The organism is Pseudomonas sp. Gutcm_11s (assembly GCF_028649395.1).
GTDB lineage: Bacteria > Pseudomonadota > Gammaproteobacteria > Pseudomonadales > Pseudomonadaceae > Aquipseudomonas.
The window spans coordinates 153045-170554 of the sequence record NZ_JAQSUW010000007.1; the positions used below are offsets into that span (position 1 = coordinate 153045).

The 17510-nt window shown below is 64.0% G+C and carries 18 protein-coding genes; 5 read left to right on the forward strand and 13 right to left on the reverse strand.

Annotation, left to right across the window (positions count from 1 at the left end):
• Window positions 1-2: 2 nt before the first annotated feature.
• On the reverse strand, window positions 3-1187 hold the full coding sequence (locus PTT45_RS02120) for an amino acid ABC transporter permease (RefSeq protein WP_273811261.1): 1185 nt from the start codon (window positions 1185-1187) through the stop codon (window positions 3-5).
• Window positions 1188-1286: 99 nt separating this feature from the next.
• Window positions 1287-2315 (reverse strand): amino acid ABC transporter substrate-binding protein, encoded by a 1029-nt coding sequence (locus PTT45_RS02125; protein ID WP_273811263.1) that lies wholly within the window; start codon window positions 2313-2315, stop codon window positions 1287-1289.
• Window positions 2316-2705: 390 nt separating this feature from the next.
• Between PTT45_RS02125 and PTT45_RS02130 the strand changes: the two genes are divergently transcribed.
• The 4 genes from PTT45_RS02130 to rhlB all read left to right on the forward strand — a co-directional run bounded on the left by PTT45_RS02130 (window position 2706) and on the right by rhlB (window position 7325).
• Entirely contained in the window at window positions 2706-3365 is a 660-nt protein-coding gene (locus tag PTT45_RS02130) for an alpha/beta hydrolase (RefSeq protein ID WP_273811264.1), read from the forward strand.
• A 246-nt stretch (window positions 3366-3611) separates the two neighbouring features.
• Window positions 3612-4550, forward strand: a complete 939-nt coding sequence (locus tag PTT45_RS02135) for a GGDEF domain-containing protein (protein ID WP_273811265.1) — start codon at window positions 3612-3614, stop codon at window positions 4548-4550.
• A gap of 105 nt (window positions 4551-4655) precedes the next feature.
• Window positions 4656-5816 (forward strand): dipeptidase, encoded by a 1161-nt coding sequence (locus PTT45_RS02140; RefSeq protein WP_273811266.1) that lies wholly within the window; start codon window positions 4656-4658, stop codon window positions 5814-5816.
• 87 nt (window positions 5817-5903) lie between these two features.
• The gene (gene rhlB / locus PTT45_RS02145; RefSeq protein WP_273811268.1) at window positions 5904-7325 is read left to right on the forward strand and encodes an ATP-dependent RNA helicase RhlB; all 1422 of its coding nucleotides are present in this window, start codon (window positions 5904-5906) and stop codon (window positions 7323-7325) included.
• Between the two features lie 52 nt (window positions 7326-7377).
• On the opposite strand, the gene PTT45_RS02150 is transcribed toward rhlB, so the two are convergent.
• The 6 genes from PTT45_RS02150 to xerD form a co-directional block, all read right to left on the reverse strand.
• A complete protein-coding gene (locus PTT45_RS02150) occupies window positions 7378-7680 on the reverse strand; it encodes a ribbon-helix-helix domain-containing protein (RefSeq protein WP_043308632.1) in 303 nt (100 codons plus the stop codon).
• A 17-nt stretch (window positions 7681-7697) separates the two neighbouring features.
• Window positions 7698-8267, reverse strand: coding sequence for a DJ-1/PfpI family protein (locus PTT45_RS02155; protein WP_273811270.1), 570 nt, complete (start codon window positions 8265-8267; stop codon window positions 7698-7700).
• A gap of 136 nt (window positions 8268-8403) precedes the next feature.
• Window positions 8404-9813 carry a threonine synthase gene (gene thrC / locus PTT45_RS02160; protein ID WP_273811271.1) on the reverse strand — a complete coding sequence of 470 codons (1410 nt, stop codon included), beginning with the start codon at window positions 9811-9813 and terminating at the stop codon, window positions 8404-8406.
• A 12-nt stretch (window positions 9814-9825) separates the two neighbouring features.
• Entirely contained in the window at window positions 9826-11130 is a 1305-nt protein-coding gene (locus PTT45_RS02165) for a homoserine dehydrogenase (RefSeq protein WP_273811273.1), read from the reverse strand.
• A 110-nt stretch (window positions 11131-11240) separates the two neighbouring features.
• Window positions 11241-11969, reverse strand: coding sequence for a thioredoxin fold domain-containing protein (locus PTT45_RS02170; protein ID WP_273811275.1), 729 nt, complete (start codon window positions 11967-11969; stop codon window positions 11241-11243).
• A gap of 92 nt (window positions 11970-12061) precedes the next feature.
• The gene (gene xerD / locus PTT45_RS02175) at window positions 12062-12958 is read right to left on the reverse strand and encodes a site-specific tyrosine recombinase XerD (protein WP_273811277.1); all 897 of its coding nucleotides are present in this window, start codon (window positions 12956-12958) and stop codon (window positions 12062-12064) included.
• Window positions 12959-13035: 77 nt separating this feature from the next.
• On the opposite strand from xerD, the gene PTT45_RS02180 reads away from it, so the two are divergent.
• The gene (locus PTT45_RS02180) at window positions 13036-14838 is read left to right on the forward strand and encodes a cation:proton antiporter (protein WP_273811279.1); all 1803 of its coding nucleotides are present in this window, start codon (window positions 13036-13038) and stop codon (window positions 14836-14838) included.
• Window positions 14839-14864: 26 nt separating this feature from the next.
• Here the strand turns inward: PTT45_RS02180 and PTT45_RS02185 are convergent, their stop codons facing one another.
• The 5 genes from PTT45_RS02185 to rpsP all read right to left on the reverse strand — a co-directional run bounded on the left by PTT45_RS02185 (window position 14865) and on the right by rpsP (window position 17387).
• Window positions 14865-15275: an acyl-CoA thioesterase gene (locus PTT45_RS02185; RefSeq protein WP_273811280.1), complete on the reverse strand. Its 411-nt coding sequence runs from the start codon at window positions 15273-15275 to the stop codon at window positions 14865-14867.
• A gap of 159 nt (window positions 15276-15434) precedes the next feature.
• A complete protein-coding gene (gene rplS / locus PTT45_RS02190; RefSeq protein WP_043308640.1) occupies window positions 15435-15785 on the reverse strand; it encodes a 50S ribosomal protein L19 in 351 nt (116 codons plus the stop codon).
• 39 nt (window positions 15786-15824) lie between these two features.
• A complete protein-coding gene (gene trmD, locus PTT45_RS02195) occupies window positions 15825-16568 on the reverse strand; it encodes a tRNA (guanosine(37)-N1)-methyltransferase TrmD (RefSeq protein ID WP_273811282.1) in 744 nt (247 codons plus the stop codon).
• A gap of 28 nt (window positions 16569-16596) precedes the next feature.
• Complete coding sequence (rimM, locus tag PTT45_RS02200) at window positions 16597-17130, reverse strand: ribosome maturation factor RimM (RefSeq protein WP_273811283.1); 534 nt, start codon at window positions 17128-17130, stop codon at window positions 16597-16599.
• Window positions 17131-17135: 5 nt separating this feature from the next.
• Window positions 17136-17387, reverse strand: a complete 252-nt coding sequence (gene rpsP / locus PTT45_RS02205; protein ID WP_021700306.1) for a 30S ribosomal protein S16 — start codon at window positions 17385-17387, stop codon at window positions 17136-17138.
• Between the last annotated feature and the right edge of the window lie 123 nt (window positions 17388-17510).

Here is a 17510-nt window from a genome sequence, read left to right on the forward strand (position 1 = left end):
CCTTACCGCTCGATCAGCGCGATGCGCTTGTTGTACCAGTTCATCAGGATCGAAATGCTGATGCTGATGGCCAGGTACACACTCATGGTGATGGCGATGGCCTCGATGGCCTGGCCGGTCTGGTTCAGGGTCGTGCCGGCGAATAGCGAGACCATGTCCGGATAGCCGATGCCGGCGGCCAGCGACGAGTTCTTCGCCAGGTTCAGGTACTGGCTGGTCAGCGGCGGGATGATCACGCGCAGGGCCTGCGGGATGATCACCAGACGCAGGGTCTTGCCAGCCGGCAGGCCGAGCGAACGGGCCGCCTCGGTCTGGCCATGACTGACCGACTGGATGCCGGAGCGCACGATCTCGGCGATGAAGGCCGCGGTGTACACGGTCAGCGCCAGGGTCAGCGCCATCAGCTCAGGGATCATTACCCAGCCACCACGGAAGTTGAAACCCGTGAGCGCCGGCACCGTCCAGTGGAAGGGATCGCCGAACACCAGCATGGCCAGGCCAGGCAACGCGACGATCAGCAGCAGGCTGCTGATCAGGGTCGGGAAGCCCTTGCCGGTGGACTCGAAGCGTTGGCGCGCCCAGCGGGCGATGAACCAGATCGCCGCCAGGGCGATGATCACGGCAATGAAGAATGGCCAGAAACCTTCGGCCATGCTCGGCGACGGCATGTTCAGGCCGCGGTTGCTGAGGAAGAAGGTGTCACCGATGTTGACGCTCTGCCGCGGACCGGGCAGCGGCAGGAACACGGCGAAATACCAGAAGAAGATCTGCAGCAGCGGCGGGATGTTACGGAAGATCTCGATATAGATCGTGGCCAGCTTGTTGATCATCCAGTTTGGCGACAGCCGCGCCACGCCGAGAATAAAGCCGAGGATGGTCGCGAGCACGATGCCGATCCCAGCCACCAACAGGGTATTGAGCAGACCGATGACGAAGACGCGACCATAGGTGTCGCTCTCCTTGTAATCGATCAGGTGCTGGGAGATACCGAAGCCTGCGCTGTGATCAAGGAAACCGAAACCGGAGATGATCCCGCGCTGGGCGAGGTTGTGCTGGGTGTTGTGAAACAGGTACCAGCCGATCGCCACGACGGCGACCACGGCTATGAGCTGGAATAGCCAGCCGCGCACCTGCGGATCGGTCCAGACCGATGTCCGCGGGCGCGAAGAAATAGGGGGATTTTGCATAACGGCCCTCATGGAAACTCCGCGCCCATGAATTGCGGCGCGGAGTTCGCGAAATCAGGAACACCATCGCCCCTCACACGAGGGGCGATGGCATGGCGGTCAGCGCACCGGCGGTGCGTACTGCAGACCACCCTTGTTCCACAGGGCATTGAGACCACGCTCGATCTTCAGCTCGCTGCCGGCACCGACGTTGCGCTCGAAGATTTCGGCGTAGTTACCGACTTGCTTGACGATCTGTACGGCCCAGTCCTTCGGCAGTTTCAGATCCTTGCCGAAATCACCCTCGGCGCCCAGCAGGCGGGCGATGTCCGGGTTCTTGGTGGTCTTGGCCATTTCTTCCACGTTGGCGGAAGTCACGCCCAGTTCCTCGGCGTTGAGCTGCGCGAACAGGCTCCAGCGCACGATGTCGAACCACTCCTCGTCACCCTGACGTACGGATGGGCCGAGCGGCTCCTTGGAGATCACTTCCGGCAGAACGACGTAGTCGTCCGGCGCGGCCAGCTTGATGCGCTGGGCGTACAGCTGCGACTGGTCGGAGGTCAGCACGTCGCAACGGCCGGACTCCAGGGACTTGGCGCTCTCGTCGGAGGTGTCGTAGGTGATGGGGGTGTACTTCAGGCCATTGGCGCGGAAGTAGTCGGCCAGGTTCAGCTCGGTGGTGGTACCGGCCTGGATGCACACGGTGGCGCCGTCCAGTTCCTTGGCGCTGGAAACGCCGAGCTTCTTGTTCACCAGGAAGCCTTGACCGTCGTAGTAGGTCACGCCGGTGAAGTTCAGGCCCATGGCCGCATCACGCGAGCTGGTCCAGGTGGTGTTGCGCGACAGCATGTCGACTTCGCCGGACTGCAGCGCGGTGAAGCGCTCCTTGGCGGTCAGCGGGCTGTATTTGACCTTGGAGGCGTCGCCGAATACGGCGGCGGCGACGGCGCGGCACACGTCCACGTCGATACCCAGGTAGTTGCCCTTGGCGTCGGCGTAGGAGAAGCCCGGCAGACCGTCACTGATACCGCACTGCACGAAGCCTTTCTTCTTCACCGCATCCAGGGTCGCACCGGCATGAGCGAAGCCGCTCACCCCGAGAACTGCGGCCGTAGTCAGTACTGCCAGGGTGGATTTCACCATCTTCATCAAAACCTCCAAGTGTTCTTGTTTGGTCGAGTCTCGGTCCTGCCGCCGTACCCTTGTGAGGCACGTTCGATCCCGCCACCATGGCGGGGTCAACCGGGGTGCGAACCTGGAGTGAGTCTAGATGCCGATCTCAAGAGCGGCGAATGACTCATCCATCTCCGTAGGTCTTACGGAAAAGAGACGCAGCAGATTGTCCGGCTTTCCGCTCCATGGCGGCCCCCGCCGGACCCGCTCACTACAGCAAGCCGCGTACCACTTTCGCAGCCTTAGCGCATTGACCGGAGGTCAATAGGCAAAGTTTTAGCCGTGCGACATCTTGTTAACGGATTCGCTGAAAGAACACAGACGCCGCGCTCGCAAATGACGCAAGCGCACCATTTTGGAGCAGACATGCAAGACGCCTTGATACTCGACCCCGCACAACGCGCAGACGCCTGCGTCATCTGGTTACACGGCCTGGGCGCCGACCGTTACGACTTCGAGCCCGTCGCCCAGATGCTGCAGCAGCGTCTGCCGACCACCCGCTTCGTGCTGCCGCAGGCGCCGAGCCGCCCGGTGACCATCAATGGCGGCTGGTCGATGCCCAGCTGGTACGACATTTTGGCGATGAGCCCTGCGCGCGCCATCGACAAGGAGCAGATGGAAGTCTCGGCGCAGACGGTCATCAGACTGATCGAGGCGCAGCGCGATGGCGGCATCGACCCGGCACGCATCATCCTGGCCGGCTTCTCCCAGGGCGGCGCAGTGGTCTTCCACACCGCCTTCCTGCGCTGGCAGGGTCCGCTGGGCGGCCTGATGGCGCTGTCCACCTACGCGCCGACTTTCGATGAGGACCTGCAACTGGATGAATCGCGCCGCAAGCTCCCGGTGCTCTGCCTGCATGGCAGCCAGGATGAGGTGGTGCTGCCGGCCATGGGCCGCGCCGCACACGATGCACTGGTCGCACAGGGCGTGGCAGTGGACTGGCGCGAGTACCCCATGGGCCACGAAGTCGTACTGGAGGAGATCCAGGACATCGGCGACTGGCTGCTGCAACGGCTGGGCGCCTGACAACCGCGTCAAGCACCCGTCGCAAGCGGCCCTGGCCGTGCTAAGTAGGGGCTGAAGGGTCAAGCGAATGACATCGACCCCAGCCCCGTCCATCGCTTGCGACCGCTGGTCGGGAGGCTCTGGCCTGAGCATTGCGTAGGCAATATTGCCGAGCATAAGGTCGCGGCAGGTGTTCGCCCTGGACAGGGAGTGTTAAGCGATGCCCACCACAACCCGCATTAGCCGGACAGGTCATTCATTCTCGCGATGAAAAACACCGACTGGCAGCAGGATCTCCAGCAGATCAGCCAATTGCGACTGTTCCAGAACGTCGCGGCCAGCAACCTGCAGCAACTGCTGCAGGAATTCCGTGCCTGCGAGCTGGAGTCCAGCGAGATCCTCCTCTCCCCCTTCAATCGCAACCAGCACCTCTACCTGCTGCTGGAAGGCGAACTGAAGGTCTATCTCGGCTCACTCGACAACCAGCCGGTGAGCACCCTGCTCCCCGGTGACTGCGCCGGCGAAATCAGCTTCATCGACAACGACCGCCCCTCGGCCTATGTGGTCGCCACCCAGCCATCGCTGGTGCTGCGCCTGCACCGCGAGTCGCTGATCAAGCTGTTCAACCAGTCCCCCGAGCTGATGCAGAACCTGCTGGAGCTGCTCTGTGATCGCGTACGCCAGGGCAACCGGCTGATCCTCGACAGCGAGCAGAGCGCCAACGTCGACATTCTCACCGGCTGCTTCAACCGCCGCTGGCTGGAGCATGTCTACGAGCGCGAGAGCACCCGCTGCGCCTTCAACGGCCAGCCGATGAGCATGCTCATGCTCGATGTCGACCACTTCAAGGCCTACAACGACCAGCACGGCCACCTGGCCGGCGACTACGCCCTGTGCCTGGTGGCGCACACTCTGCGCAACCAGCTGCGGCCGAAGGACAGCCTGGTGCGCTACGGCGGCGAAGAGTTCGTCATCCTCCTGCCGGAACTGGACGCCGCGGCGGCCCGCACCATCGGCGAGCGCCTGCGCCAGAGCCTGGAGCAGATCGGCTCCTTCTATTCGCCGGTGGGCATCCTACCGGGCGTCACCGTGTCCATCGGCATGACCCAGATGCAGGACAAGGATGGCCTGGAAGGCCTGATCGCCCGAGCCGACACAGCGCTGTACAAGGCCAAGCAGCAAGGCCGCAATCGCCTGTTCGGCTGAGCAGGCCTCCCCCGCCAAATCCCCCAGCGAAACCGCCAGCCCATCGCCACCCGCAGGCACGCCTTGTTAGAGTCCGGCGCATAACAACAACGATCGGATGTTCCCATGCGCAAGCTGCTGCTCGCCCTGCTGATCCTCGTGCCAGTGGGCGCGGGAATCTTCTTCACCGTCCCCACCCTGCTCGACCGCGCCATGAACGGCGTGGCCAACCCCGCACCCTATCCTGCCAGCGACAAGGCCGAGCAGCTGCACCAGCGCCTGTTCGTCGCCGACCTGCATGACGATGCCCTGCTCTGGCAGCGCGACCTGCTCGAGCGCCACGATTACGGCCACTCCGACCTGCCGCGCCTGCTGGAGGGTCATGTCGGTCTGCAGGTGTTCTCCACCGTGACCAAGACCCCCCGCGGCATCAACTACGAGAGCAACCCCAGCGACACCGACAACATCACCGTCCTGGCCATGGCCCAGCGCTGGCCGCGGGAAACCTGGAGCAGTCTGCTGGCCCGGGCCCTGTACCAGGCCGACAAGCTGAAGCAGGCCGCAGCCGCCAGCGACGGCAAACTGGTGCTGATCCACAACCGCGGCGAGCTGGCCCGCTACCTGGAAGACTGGCAGCGCGACCCGCAGCGCCTGGCCACCGTACTGGCCACCGAGGGCCTGCAGCCCATCGAAGGCAAGCTGGAGAACATCGACCGCCTGTACGACGCCGGTTTCCGCATCGCCGGCCTGACCCACTTCTTCGACAACGAAGTCGGCGGCTCGGCCCACGGCCTGGACAAGGGCGGGCTGACTCCGTTGGGCCGCCAGGTGATCACCCGCCTGGAAGAGAAACGCATGCTGGTCGACCTGGCCCACGCTTCCAAGCCGCTGATCGATGACGTGCTGGCCATGGCCAAGCGCCCGGTGCTGGTCTCCCACACCGGCGTCGCCAGCACCTGCCCCGGTCCGCGCAACCTCACCGATGACCACCTGCAACGCATCGCCGCCACCGGAGGGGTAATCGGCATCGGCTACTGGGACGCCGCCGTCTGCGAGACCTCGGTCGGCGCCATCGTCCGCGCCATCCGCTACGCCGCGGACAAGGTCGGCGTCGCCCACGTGGCCCTGGGCTCGGACTTCAACGGCACGATCACGGCGCCGTTCGACAGCACCGGCCTGGCGCAGATCACCGAGGGTCTGCAACGCGCCGGCTTCAGCGACGCCGACATCGCCGCGATCATGGGCGGCAACGTGCGCGACCTGTTGCTGGCCAACCTGCCCGATTGACCGGCCGCAGCCCGCGCAGCACTTCGCCGCGCGGGCTTCTTGCTTTACACTGGCGACCGTTCATTCCTTGACCAATACGAGACGGCCGTGCTCAAAGCACTCAAGAAAATCTTCAGCAAGGGCGAAGCCGAACAGCCCGCCAACAGCATTCCCGCCACGCCTCCCAGCGCCCCCGCCAAGCAGAGCGGCCAGCGCGATGCCAAGCCGAAGCAGGCCAGCGAGCCTCGTCCGGCCAAGGACGCCAAGCCACGCGCCGACAAGCCGCGCCGCGAGCGCCCGGCCAAGCCGGTGGATACCTGGAAGCTGGAAGATTTCGTGGTCGAACCGCAGGAAGGCAAGACGCGCTTCCACGACTTCAAGCTGGCCCCCGAGCTGATGCACGCCATCCACGACCTCGGTTTCCCCTACTGCACGCCGATCCAGGCCCAGGTCCTCGGCCACACCCTGAAGGGCAAGGACGCCATCGGCCGCGCCCAGACCGGCACCGGCAAGACCGCCGCGTTCCTGGTTTCGACCATCACCCAGCTGCTGCAGACCCAGGTGCCGAAAGAGCGCTACATGGGCGAGCCGCGCGCGCTGATCATCGCGCCGACCCGCGAACTGGTGGTGCAGATCGCCAAGGACGCCGAGGCCCTGACCAAGTACACCGGCCTCAACGTCATGCAGTTCGTCGGCGGCATGGACTTCGACAAGCAGCTCAAGCAGCTCGAGTCGCGCTACTGCGACATCCTGGTCGCCACTCCTGGCCGCCTGCTGGACTTCAACCAGCGCGGCGAAGTGCACCTGGACATGGTCGAGGTGATGGTGCTGGACGAAGCCGACCGCATGCTCGACATGGGCTTCATCCCCCAAGTACGCCAGATCATCCGCCAGACCCCGATGAAGGGCGATCGCCAGACCCTGCTGTTCTCCGCGACCTTCACCGAAGACGTGATGAACCTGGCCCGCCAGTGGACGGTGAACCCGGCCATCGTCGAGATCGAGCCGGAAAACGTCGCCAGCGATACCGTCGAGCAGCACGTCTACGCCGTCTCCAGCCAGGACAAGTACAAGCTGTTGTACAACCTGGTGACACAGAACGACTGGCAGCGGGTGATGGTATTCGCCAACCGCCGCGACGAGGTACGCCGCATCGAGGAGAAGCTGATCCGCGACGGCGTCAGCGCCGCGCAGATGTCCGGCGACGTGCCGCAGCACAAACGGATCAAGACCCTGGAAGGCTTCCGCGAAGGCAAGATCCGCGTGATGGTCGCCACCGACGTGGCCGGCCGCGGCATCCACGTCGACGGCATCAGCCACGTGATCAACTTCACCCTGCCGGAAGTGCCGGACGATTACGTGCACCGCATCGGTCGTACCGGCCGCGCCGGCGCCAGCGGCACCTCGATCAGCTTCGCCGGCGAGGACGACGCCTTCGCCCTGCCACCGATCGAAGAGCTGCTCGGCCGCAAGATCAATTGCGAGATGCCGCCGGAAGAGCTGCTCAAGCCAGTGCCACGCAAGCACTGATCGGCAGCCATAAAAAAGCCCGCTCACTGCGGGCTTTTTTATGGGCGCTAACCTAGCGCGACTGCACCAGGCTGAGCACCTCGGCACTCGGCTGCGGGCGTTGCGCCAGGAAGCGCGTGCAGCTGACGCGCAAGAACGAGGCGAAGTTGACCACCTCGCCGCGGTAGTCCATGACCTCCTCGTACAGCTTGGTGATCAGTTGGTTGGTGGTCATGCCATCGACCTCGGCGATCTCGCGCAGGATGTCCCAGAACTGATTTTCTAAACGCAGGGTGGTGACCACCCCGCGGATGCGCAGGGAGCGCGAGCGCGACTCGTAGAGGATCGGATCGGCCTTTACATACAGCTCGCACATGTCCCTGCTCTCCTCTCTCAGCCCAGCACTTTCAGGAACGCCGCCAGCCAGGCCGGATGCGCCGGCCAGGCCGGGGCAGTGACCAGGTTGCCGTCGACGTGCACGCCATCCATCGGCACCTCCACGTACTCGCCACCGGCCAGGCGCACTTCCGGCGCGCAGGCCGGGTAGGCGCTGCACCCGCGGCCCTTGAGCACATCGGCGGCGGCCAGCAGCTGGGCGCCGTGGCACACGGCAGCGATCGGCTTGCCGGCCTTGGCAAAGGCCTGCACCAGGGCGATCACCTCGGCATTCAGGCGCAGGTACTCGGGGGCACGGCCGCCAGGAATCAGCAGGCCGTCATAGGCGCTCTCGGATGCCTTGGCGAAATCGAAGTTGAGGGCGAAGTTGTGCCCCGGCTTCTCGCTGTAGGTCTGGTCGCCCTCGAAGTCGTGGATGGCCGTACGCACGGTCTGCCCGGCGCTCTTGCCGGGGCACACCGCATGCACGGTATGGCCGACCATCTGCAGCGCCTGGAACGGCACCATGGTCTCGTAGTCTTCGACGTAGTCGCCGACCAGCATCAGGATCTTCTTCGCCGTCATCACAGCAGCCTCCTTGGGTGAATGTGGCGCCAGTCTGCGCCGCCTCACACAAGCCAGGGTAACAGCTGGCTACTACAGGGCCATGCGCCGCCCATAAAAAAGCCCCGCACTGGGCGGGGCTCTTCGTCACGGCTCAACCTTACAGCGGCTTGCCGCGGTTGCCGTGGGCGGCGACGAATTGCTGCACGGTCTGCAGGTCGTTGGCCAGCACGGTGCAGCGCTCGTCGCGCTGGAACAGGTCGGTCAGGTGCGGCGGCAGTGCCGGAACCGCGTCGATGCCAGCCTTCTCCACCGCTTCCGGGAACTTGACCGGGTGCGCAGTGCCCAGGGTGACCATCGGCACCGCCAGGCTGCGACGGCACTCACGCGCGGCGCGCACGCCGATGGCGGTGTGCGGGTCGAGCAGCTCGCCGCACTCCTTGTACACCTCGGTGATGGTTTCGCAGGTCTGCTCGTCGTTGACGGCCAGGGAGTCGAACAGTTTGCGCGCCTCGGTCCAGCGGTCTTCCTCGACGCTGAAGCCGCCACCCTGCTTGAAGGTGTCCATCAGGCCAGCAATAGCGGCGCCGTTACGACCGTGCAGGTCGAACAGCAGGCGCTCGAAGTTGGACGAGACCATGATGTCCATCGACGGCGACAGGGTCGGGTGCAGGGTGTCCTTGACGTACTGATTGCCGCTCATGAAGCGGTGCAGGATGTCGTTGCGGTTGGTGGCGACGATCAGCTGGCTGATCGGCAGGCCCATGTTGCGCGCCAGGTAGCCGGCGAAGATGTCGCCGAAGTTGCCGGTCGGCACCGAGAAGGCTACGGAGCGCGCCGGGCCACCCAGCTGCAGGGCAGCGTGGAAGTAGTAGACGATCTGGGCCATGATCCGCGCCCAGTTGATCGAGTTGACTGCCACCAGACGGGTGCCCTTGAGGAAGCCCTGGTCGGCGAAGCTGGCCTTGACCATCTCCTGGCAGTCGTCGAAGTTGCCTTCGATGGCGATGTTGTGGATGTTCTCGCCGAGGATGGTGGTCATCTGCCGGCGCTGCACCTCGGACACACGGTTGTGCGGGTGCATGATGAAGATGTCGACGTGCTCGCAGGCTTTGCAGCCTTCGATAGCGGCCGAACCGGTATCGCCGGAGGTGGCGCCCATGATCACTACGCGCTCGCCGCGCTTGCTCAGCACATGGTCGAGCAGGCGACCGAGCAGCTGCAGGGCGAAGTCCTTGAAGGCCAGGGTCGGGCCGTGGAACAGCTCAAGCACCCACTCGTTGCCGTTGAGCTGGCGCAGCGGCGCCACGGCGTTGTGGGCGAACACGCCGTAGGTCTCTTCGAGAATCTTCTTGAAATCGGCATCGGCAATGCTGCCGGTAACGAACGGGCGCATCACGCGGAAGGCCAGCTCGTGGTACGGCAGGCCGGCCCAGGAGGCGATCTCTTCCTGGGTGAAGCGCGGCAGGTTTTCCGGTACGTAGAGGCCACCGTCGCTAGCCAGGCCGGCAAGCAGGACGTCTTCGAAGTTGAGGGCCGGTGCCTGGCCGCGGGTGCTGATATAACGCATGACTTTCTTACCTCAGACCAGTTGCTCGACGCGGATACGCACGACTTTACCGACCACGTCGGCCAGCCCTTCGAGGGCGGCGATGGCGTCGTCGATACGCGATTCGACGACCCGGTGGGTGACCAGGATCATCGGTACCAGACCGTCTTGCTCTTCGGCCTCTTTCTGCATGATCGATTCGATGTTGATGCCGCGCTCGGACAGGATGCTCGCCACCTGGGCCAGCACGCCCGGATGGTCCTTGGCCTGGATGCGCAGGTAGTAGGCGCTCTCGCTCTCGCCGATCGGCAGGATCGGGTGGTCGCTCAGGGCATCCGGCTGGAAGGCCAGGTGCGGCACGCGGTTGGTCGGGTCGCTGGTCAGGGCACGCACCACGTCGACCAGGTCAGCCACCACGGCGGACGCGGTGGCGTCCATGCCGGCGCCAGCGCCGTAGTAGAGGGTCGAACCGGAAGCATCGCCGTTGACCATTACCGCGTTCATCACGCCGTTGACGTTGGCGATCAGGCGGTCGGCCGGGATCAGGGTCGGGTGCACGCGCAGCTCGATACCGGCCTCGGTGCGACGGGCCACGCCGAGGTGCTTGATGCGGTAGCCCAGGGCCTCGGCATAATTCACGTCGGCGCTGGTTAGCTTGCTGATGCCTTCGGTGTAGGCCTTGTCGAACTGCAGCGGGATACCAAAGGCGATGGACGCGAGGATGGTCAGCTTATGGGCGGCGTCGATACCTTCCACGTCGAAGGTCGGATCGGCCTCGGCATAGCCCAGGGCCTGGGCCTCCTTCAATACGTCTTCGAAGGCACGGCCTTTCTCACGCATCTCGGTGAGGATGAAGTTGCCGGTGCCGTTGATGATGCCGGCCAGCCAGTTAATGCGGTTACCGGCCAGGCCCTCACGGATCGCCTTGATCACCGGGATACCACCGGCGACGGCAGCCTCGAAGGCGACGATGACGCCCTTCTCGCGGGCCTTGGCGAATATCTCGTTGCCGTGCACGGCGATCAGCGCCTTGTTGGCGGTGACCACGTGCTTGCCGTTCTCGATGGCCTTGAGCACCAGCTCGTGGGCCAGGGTGTAGCCACCGATCAGCTCGATGACCACGTCGATTTCCGGGTTGTTGGCCACGTCGAAGATGTCGGCGGTGATGGGGGTGGCACCGGTTTCACACTTCGGGTTGGGGCGACGAGCGGCAATCTGCGCAACTTCGATTCCACGCCCGGCACGGCGGGCAATCTCCTCGGCGTTGCGCTTGAGTACGTTGAAGGTACCGCCACCGACGGTACCCAGCCCACAGATGCCCACTTTCACCGGTTTCACGTTGTTTTCCCCATCTGCTACACGAAACGGCCGGGGCGAGCCCCGGCCGCACAAAAGAGCCGCACTTTACGAAGCGCCAGTACCCTAGGTCAATCGGCGCGCAGGCCGAATCACTTGGCCTGCAGGGCGATTTCAGCCAGCTGCGGTGCCGGTTGATAGCCCGGAATCATCTCGCCGTTGCCGAGAATGATCGAAGGGGTGCCACTGACGCCGACCATCTGGCCCAGTTCGTACTGCTTGGCCACCGGGTTGGTGCAGGTCGCCGCAGGCACATTCTCACGCGACTTGGCCAGGTTCATGGCCTCTTTGCGATCCTTGGCGCACCAGACGCTGACCAAGGTGTTGTAGCCGCGGCTGCCGATGCCCTGACGCGGGAAGGCCACATAGCGCACCTCGATACCACGGCGATTGAGCTCCGGCACCTCGCTGTGCAGCTTCTGGCAGTAGCCGCAGTCGGTGTCGGTAAACACAGTGATATGCGCCTTGGCCGGCTCTTTGGGCGAGAACACCACCATCTCGCTGGTAGGAATTGCGTTGATTTCTTTGGCAATGCCTTTGCTCTCAGCCTGGCGGGTCAGGTTGATCGCTTCACCATCGCGATACTGATAGAGATTGCCCTGCAACAAAAACTTGCCATCGGCACTGGCATACAGCAGACGCCCACCCTTGAGGTGAACCTGATACAGACCGGTGAACGGACTCTCGGCAATAGCTTCGATAGGTAAACCTGGTTCAAGCGAATTCAGGGTGGATCGGATGGCTTGATCGGGATCGGCGGCCAGGGCGATGGAAGCAGCGAGGCCGAGAATGGCACCACTCAGAACGCGAGCAACAGACATGGAGCACTCCTGTAACAGTAGCGCCAGACTACCACAGCCGACCTGCAGCGCCGAACGCAGACGCCAAGCGGCTCTTGAGGCAGAAGTGCTGCTCACCCCCTGGGGTGATGCTGGGCATGCAGTTCCTGCAGGCGGGCGCGGGCGATGTGGGTGTAGATCTGTGTGGTCGACAGGTCGCTGTGGCCCAGCAGCATCTGCACCACGCGCAGGTCGGCGCCATGGTTGAGCAGGTGGGTGGCGAAGGCATGCCGCAGGGTATGCGGCGACAGCGGCTTGGCGATGCCGGCCACCTTGGCCTGGTGCTTGATGCGGTGCCAGAAGGTCTGCCGGGTCATCTGCTCGCCACGCAGGCTGGGAAACAGCACGTCGCTGGGCTTGCCGCCGAGCAGGAAGGACCGTGCCTCGCGGGTATAGCGCTCGACCCAGGCGATGGCCTCCTCGCCCAGCGGCACCAGGCGTTCCTTGCTGCCCTTGCCGAACACCCTCAGTACGCCCTGGCGCAGGTTGACCTGCTCCAGGGTCAGCGACACCAGTTCGGTCACGCGCAGGCCGCAGGCGTAGAGCACCTCAAGCATGGCGCGGTCACGCAGGCCAATCGGATCGTCTAGCTCCGGCGCTGCCAGCAAGGCCTCGACATCGGCCTCGGACAACGACTTGGGCAGAGGTCGGCCCAACTGCGGCAGCTCAACCTGCAGGGTCGGGTCTTCGCCAATCAGCCCTTCGCGCAACAGGTAGCGGTAGAAGCCGCGCAGCCCCGACAGCAGGCGCGCTGTGGAGCGCGCCTTGTAGCCCTGCTCCAGGCGCCAGCCGAGGTGATCGAGGATGCTCTCGCGCCCGGCGTGCTGCAGTTCACCGCCACGCGCCTGCAGCCAGACGTGGAAGTGGCCGAGATCACTGCGGTAGGCGGAACGCGTATGTGGCGACAGGCCCTTCTCCAGCCACAGGGCATCGAGAAAGCGGTCGATCAGGGGATGGTCTAGGACGGGCATCGCAGCACTATGGACGAATAAAACTCGGACTAGTCTTCCATAGCCTCCCCCGCCTTCACCAGAGATAAGGACTCCTGATGAGCGAAACTCACATCCTGCTCGGTCTCGGCGGAATAGGTGCCGCCGCGCTGCTCAGCCAATGGCTGGCCTGGCGCCTGCGCCTGCCGGCGATTCTCTTCCTGCTGCTCTGCGGCATCGCCGCCGGTCCGCTGCTGGGCTGGCTGCAGCCGGAGCAGCTGTTCGGCCCACTGCTGTTCCCGCTGGTCTCGCTGTCGGTGGCGATCATCCTGTTCGAAGGCAGCCTGACCCTCAAGCTCGCCGAATGGCGCGAGATCGGCAGCGTCGTGCAGCGCATGGTGACCATTGGCGCCCTCGCCACCTGGGTAGTGATCGCCCTGAGCACCCACTACCTGCTGAACTTCCCCTGGGACATGGCCGTACTGTTCGGCAGCCTGACCCTGGTCACCGGCCCGACGGTGATCGTGCCCATGCTGCGGGTCATGCGCCCCAATGCCACGGTGGCCAACATCCTGCGCTGGGAAGGCATCGTCATCGACCCCATCGGCGCGCTGCTGGCGGTGGTGGTGTTCAGCTTCATCGTCAGCCAGGACGGCCACGGTGGCGCAGTGGGTGCGGGCCTCTCGACCTTTGCCGCGGTAATCGCCTGCGGCTGCTTGCTGGGCGTGGCCGGTGGCTGGCTGTTCGGCGTTGCCCTGCGGCGCCACTGGCTACCGGAATACCTGCAGAACCTGGCAGCCCTGGCGGCGGTGCTGGGCATTTTCATCGCCGCCAACCTGCTGGTCAGCGAGTCCGGCCTACTGGCAGTGACGGTGATGGGCATGTGGCTGGCCAACATGCGCGGCGTCGACGTGCAGCACATCCTGCACTTCAAGGAAAACCTCAGCGTACTGCTGATCTCCGGCCTGTTCATCCTGCTCGCCGCACGCCTGGACCTGAACGCCCTGATCGCCCTCGGCCCCGTCACCCTGGCGGTGCTGGCGATCATCCAGCTGATCGCCCGCCCGCTGTGCATAGCACTGAGCACCGCCGGCTCGAGCCTGAACTGGCGTGAACGCGCCCTGCTGTCCTGGATCGCGCCGCGCGGCATCGTCGCGGCGGCGGTCTCGGCCATCTTCGCCGAACGCCTGGCACACCATGGCTACAGCCAGGCGCATCTGCTGGTGCCACTGACCTTTCTGGTGATCATCGGCACCGTGGTGCTGCAGAGCGCTACTGCGCGCCCGCTGGCCCATCTGCTGAAAGTCTCCGAGCCATCGCCACGTGGCTTCCTGATCATCGGCGCCAACCCGCTGGCCAGGGCGGTCGGCAAGGCCCTGCAGCAGCGCGAACAGCGCGTACTGCTGACCGACTCCAGCTGGGAAAACATCAGCGCCGCGCGCATGGACGGCCTGCCCACCTATTTCGGCAACCCGGCCTCGCAGCATGCCGACGCCCACTTGGACATGGTCGGCCTCGGCCAACTGCTCGCCCTGTCACCCTCCAGCGAACAGAACAGCCTGGCCTGCACGCGCTTTCGCCCGGACTTCGGCAAGGCCAACCTGTACTACCTGCCGAGCCAGCGCGAACAGCGCCTGAGCGAGAAACACCGGACCAGCGACAAACACCGCGGCCAGCCACTCGGCTACCCGTCGCAGACCTACGGCCAACTGGCCAGCGCCCTGGCCCGCGGCGCCGAGATCCGCAGCACCACGCTGTCGGAAAGCTTCACCTGGGAGCACTACCGCAGCCTACACGGCGACGCCGCCACGCTGCTGATGGCCTTCGATACCCGCGGCTGGTTCCACATCGCCAGCGCCATGCTGGACTTCACCCCCGGACCAGGCTGGACCCTGCTCGCCCTGATCGACGCCGAGGAATGAAAAAGGCGCCTCGCGGCGCCTTCTCCTTACTCGATGCCCGGCAGGACCGGTACCGGCTTCTTGTCATCGCCGATGGCGACGAAACTGAACACGCCGCTGATGGCCTTCTCGCGGTCGCCGCAGTACATGCCCTCGACATACACCTCGACCTCGACCTTGAGACTGGTGTTGCCTACAGAGATCACTCGGCCGATCAGCTCAACCAGGGATCCGGCGGGAATCGCGTGCTTGAAATCGATGCGATCGCTGGACACGGTCACCAGCGGCAGACGGCAGAAACGCGTGGCGGCGATGAAGGACACCTCGTCCATCCAGGCCAGTGCAGTGCCGCCGAACAGGGTGTTGTGGTGGTTGGTGGTGGGCGGGAACACCGCTTTGACGACGCGGGTTTCCGACAGCTCGGTACGGCGCTGGATCTCTTGCTCTCTGGGGGTCATGCCACTACTGCTCCAAGGGAATGTGGCCGCCTGTGCCGCGCTCTTGTCATTGTTGTCACGCTGCCCGTACGGCAGGGCTCGGAACCCGTCGGTCGGCGGGCCCCAAAAACGAAAAAAGCAGCCCGGAGGCTGCTTTTTTCAGGTCGGAAGACCGTCCTATCAGGACAGTTTTTCCTTGATGCGAGCTGCCTTGCCGGACAGGTCGCGGAGGTAGTACAGCTTGGCCTTGCGCACGTCGCCGCGACGCTTGACGCTCACGCTGTCGATCAGCGGAGAGTAGGTCTGGAAGGTACGCTCAACGCCAACGCCGTTGGAGATCTTGCGTACGGTGAAGGCGCTGTTCAGGCCGCGGTTACGCTTGCCGATTACCACGCCTTCGAAGGCCTGCAGACGCGAACGGTCGCCTTCCTTTACCTTCACCTGAACGATGATGGTGTCACCCGGGGCGAAAGCCGGGATTTCTTTGTTCATCTGCTCGGCTTCGAGCATCTGGATAATTTTGTTGGTCATGCTGCGCTCCTAAGACAGACTCGGTCTGCCATCGATACGTTAACTATCGTCCCGCTGGCGGATGTACTCCTCCAGCAGCTTCTTCTCTTCTCCAGAAAGCGAGCGGCTATCCAGAAGATCGACACGGCGTTCCCAGGTTCGCCCGAGGGCTTGCTGCAGGCGCCAGCGCCGGATGTGTTCATGGTTGCCGCTAAGCAGCACATCCGGAACACGTTTGCCTTCGTACACCTCAGGTCGGGTGTAGTGCGGGCAATCGAGGAGGCCATCGCTGAACGAGTCCTCCTCTGCGGAATCTGCATGCCCGAGCGCACCCGGGAGCAGCCGCGTAACAGCATCGATCAGCACCATCGCCGGAAGCTCACCGCCGGAGAGGACATAATCACCGATCGACCATTCCTCATCGACATGCGTCTCGATGAAACGCTCGTCGATGCCTTCGTAGCGGCCAGCGATGAGAATCAGCGCCTGCTCGCTAGCCAGTTCACGAACCCCCTGCTGAGACAGCTGGCGGCCCTGCGGCGACAGGTAGATGACCTTCGCCGACTCCCCGGCGGCAGCCTTGGCCGTAGCCAGGGCAAGCTCCAGGGGCTTGATCTTCATCACCATGCCGGGGCCACCGCCGAAGGGGCGATCGTCCACTGTCTGGTGACGGTCGTCGGTGAAATCGCGGAGCTGGTGGCAGTTCAACTGCAACAGGCCCTGCTTCACCGCACGACTGGTAATGCCGTACTGACTGATGGCGGCGAACATCTCCGGGAAGATGCTGATGACTTCGACACGCATGGCACTCGCTCGGGCAAGAGCCGGGGGCTCAGAAATCCGCGTCCCAGTCGACCCGCATCTCGCCAGCGGCCAGGTCGATCTGCTGCACGCACTGCTCGGTATAGGGCAGAAGGCGCTCGCGATCATCCAGGCTGCCCGGACAGGGCTTGACCACCATCACATCGTTGGAGCCGGTTTCCAGCAGATGATCGAGGCGCCCGAGCAGTTGCCCTTGCAGATCGATCACTTTCAATCCTTCCAGCTGATGCCAGTAGAACTCGCCGTCATCCAGGTCGGGCAGCAGTGCACGCGGCACGCAAATATCGAAACCCGCGTAGGTACGTGCTACCTCGCGGTCATCGAGCCCCTTGAGCTTGGCCACCAGGACTTTGCCCTGGAGGCGGCCGCTGACCAGCTCCACCTGCTTGACCTCACCATCGCGCTTGAGCGTCCAGGGGTTGTAGTCGAGCAGGTTGTCGATCGGGTCGGTGAAGGAATAAATCTTCACTTCCCCACGCACGCCGTGCACCGAAGTGATTTTGCCGAGGACGATCAGGTCCTCAACGGACGGCGTAGCGTTCATATTGCTTAGGCAGCAGCCTTGGCAGCTTCCTTCAGCAGCTGAGCAACGCGCTCAGACGGCTGGGCGCCCTGGCTCAGCCAGTAGGTGGCGCGCTCTTGGTTCACAGAGAGCTTCACTTCAGCACCAGTGGCGACCGGGTTGAAGAAACCGATGCGCTCAACAAAGCGACCATCGCGCGCATTGCGGCTGTTGGTCACGGTCAGGTGGTAGAAGGGGCGCTTCTTGGAGCCGCCACGAGCAAGACGGATGGTTACCATTGAACTTCGTTCCTGTAATCGGTGCTAACTAAAAGGCACACACTTTGATGGGCCTAGGCCCGAAAGGCCGCATATTCTAAGGATTATCCGGCCATTTGCAAATCTCTTTTTCGGGCCGCCCAT

Coding starts and splice junctions, on each gene's coding strand:
- PTT45_RS02120 (WP_273811261.1), bottom strand. CDS start 1,187: ATGCAAAATCCCCCTATTTCTTCGCGCCCGCGGACATCGGTCTGGACC.
- PTT45_RS02125 (WP_273811263.1), bottom strand. CDS start 2,315: ATGAAGATGGTGAAATCCACCCTGGCAGTACTGACTACGGCCGCAGTT.
- PTT45_RS02130 (WP_273811264.1), top strand. CDS start 2,706: ATGCAAGACGCCTTGATACTCGACCCCGCACAACGCGCAGACGCCTGC.
- PTT45_RS02135 (WP_273811265.1), top strand. CDS start 3,612: ATGAAAAACACCGACTGGCAGCAGGATCTCCAGCAGATCAGCCAATTG.
- PTT45_RS02140 (WP_273811266.1), top strand. CDS start 4,656: ATGCGCAAGCTGCTGCTCGCCCTGCTGATCCTCGTGCCAGTGGGCGCG.
- PTT45_RS02150 (WP_043308632.1), bottom strand. CDS start 7,680: ATGTGCGAGCTGTATGTAAAGGCCGATCCGATCCTCTACGAGTCGCGC.
- thrC (WP_273811271.1), bottom strand. CDS start 9,813: ATGCGTTATATCAGCACCCGCGGCCAGGCACCGGCCCTCAACTTCGAA.
- PTT45_RS02170 (WP_273811275.1), bottom strand. CDS start 11,969: ATGTCTGTTGCTCGCGTTCTGAGTGGTGCCATTCTCGGCCTCGCTGCT.
- xerD (WP_273811277.1), bottom strand. CDS start 12,958: ATGCCCGTCCTAGACCATCCCCTGATCGACCGCTTTCTCGATGCCCTG.
- PTT45_RS02180 (WP_273811279.1), top strand. CDS start 13,036: ATGAGCGAAACTCACATCCTGCTCGGTCTCGGCGGAATAGGTGCCGCC.
- PTT45_RS02185 (WP_273811280.1), bottom strand. CDS start 15,275: ATGACCCCCAGAGAGCAAGAGATCCAGCGCCGTACCGAGCTGTCGGAA.
- rplS (WP_043308640.1), bottom strand. CDS start 15,785: ATGACCAACAAAATTATCCAGATGCTCGAAGCCGAGCAGATGAACAAA.
- trmD (WP_273811282.1), bottom strand. CDS start 16,568: ATGCGTGTCGAAGTCATCAGCATCTTCCCGGAGATGTTCGCCGCCATC.
- rimM (WP_273811283.1), bottom strand. CDS start 17,130: ATGAACGCTACGCCGTCCGTTGAGGACCTGATCGTCCTCGGCAAAATC.
- rpsP (WP_021700306.1), bottom strand. CDS start 17,387: ATGGTAACCATCCGTCTTGCTCGTGGCGGCTCCAAGAAGCGCCCCTTC.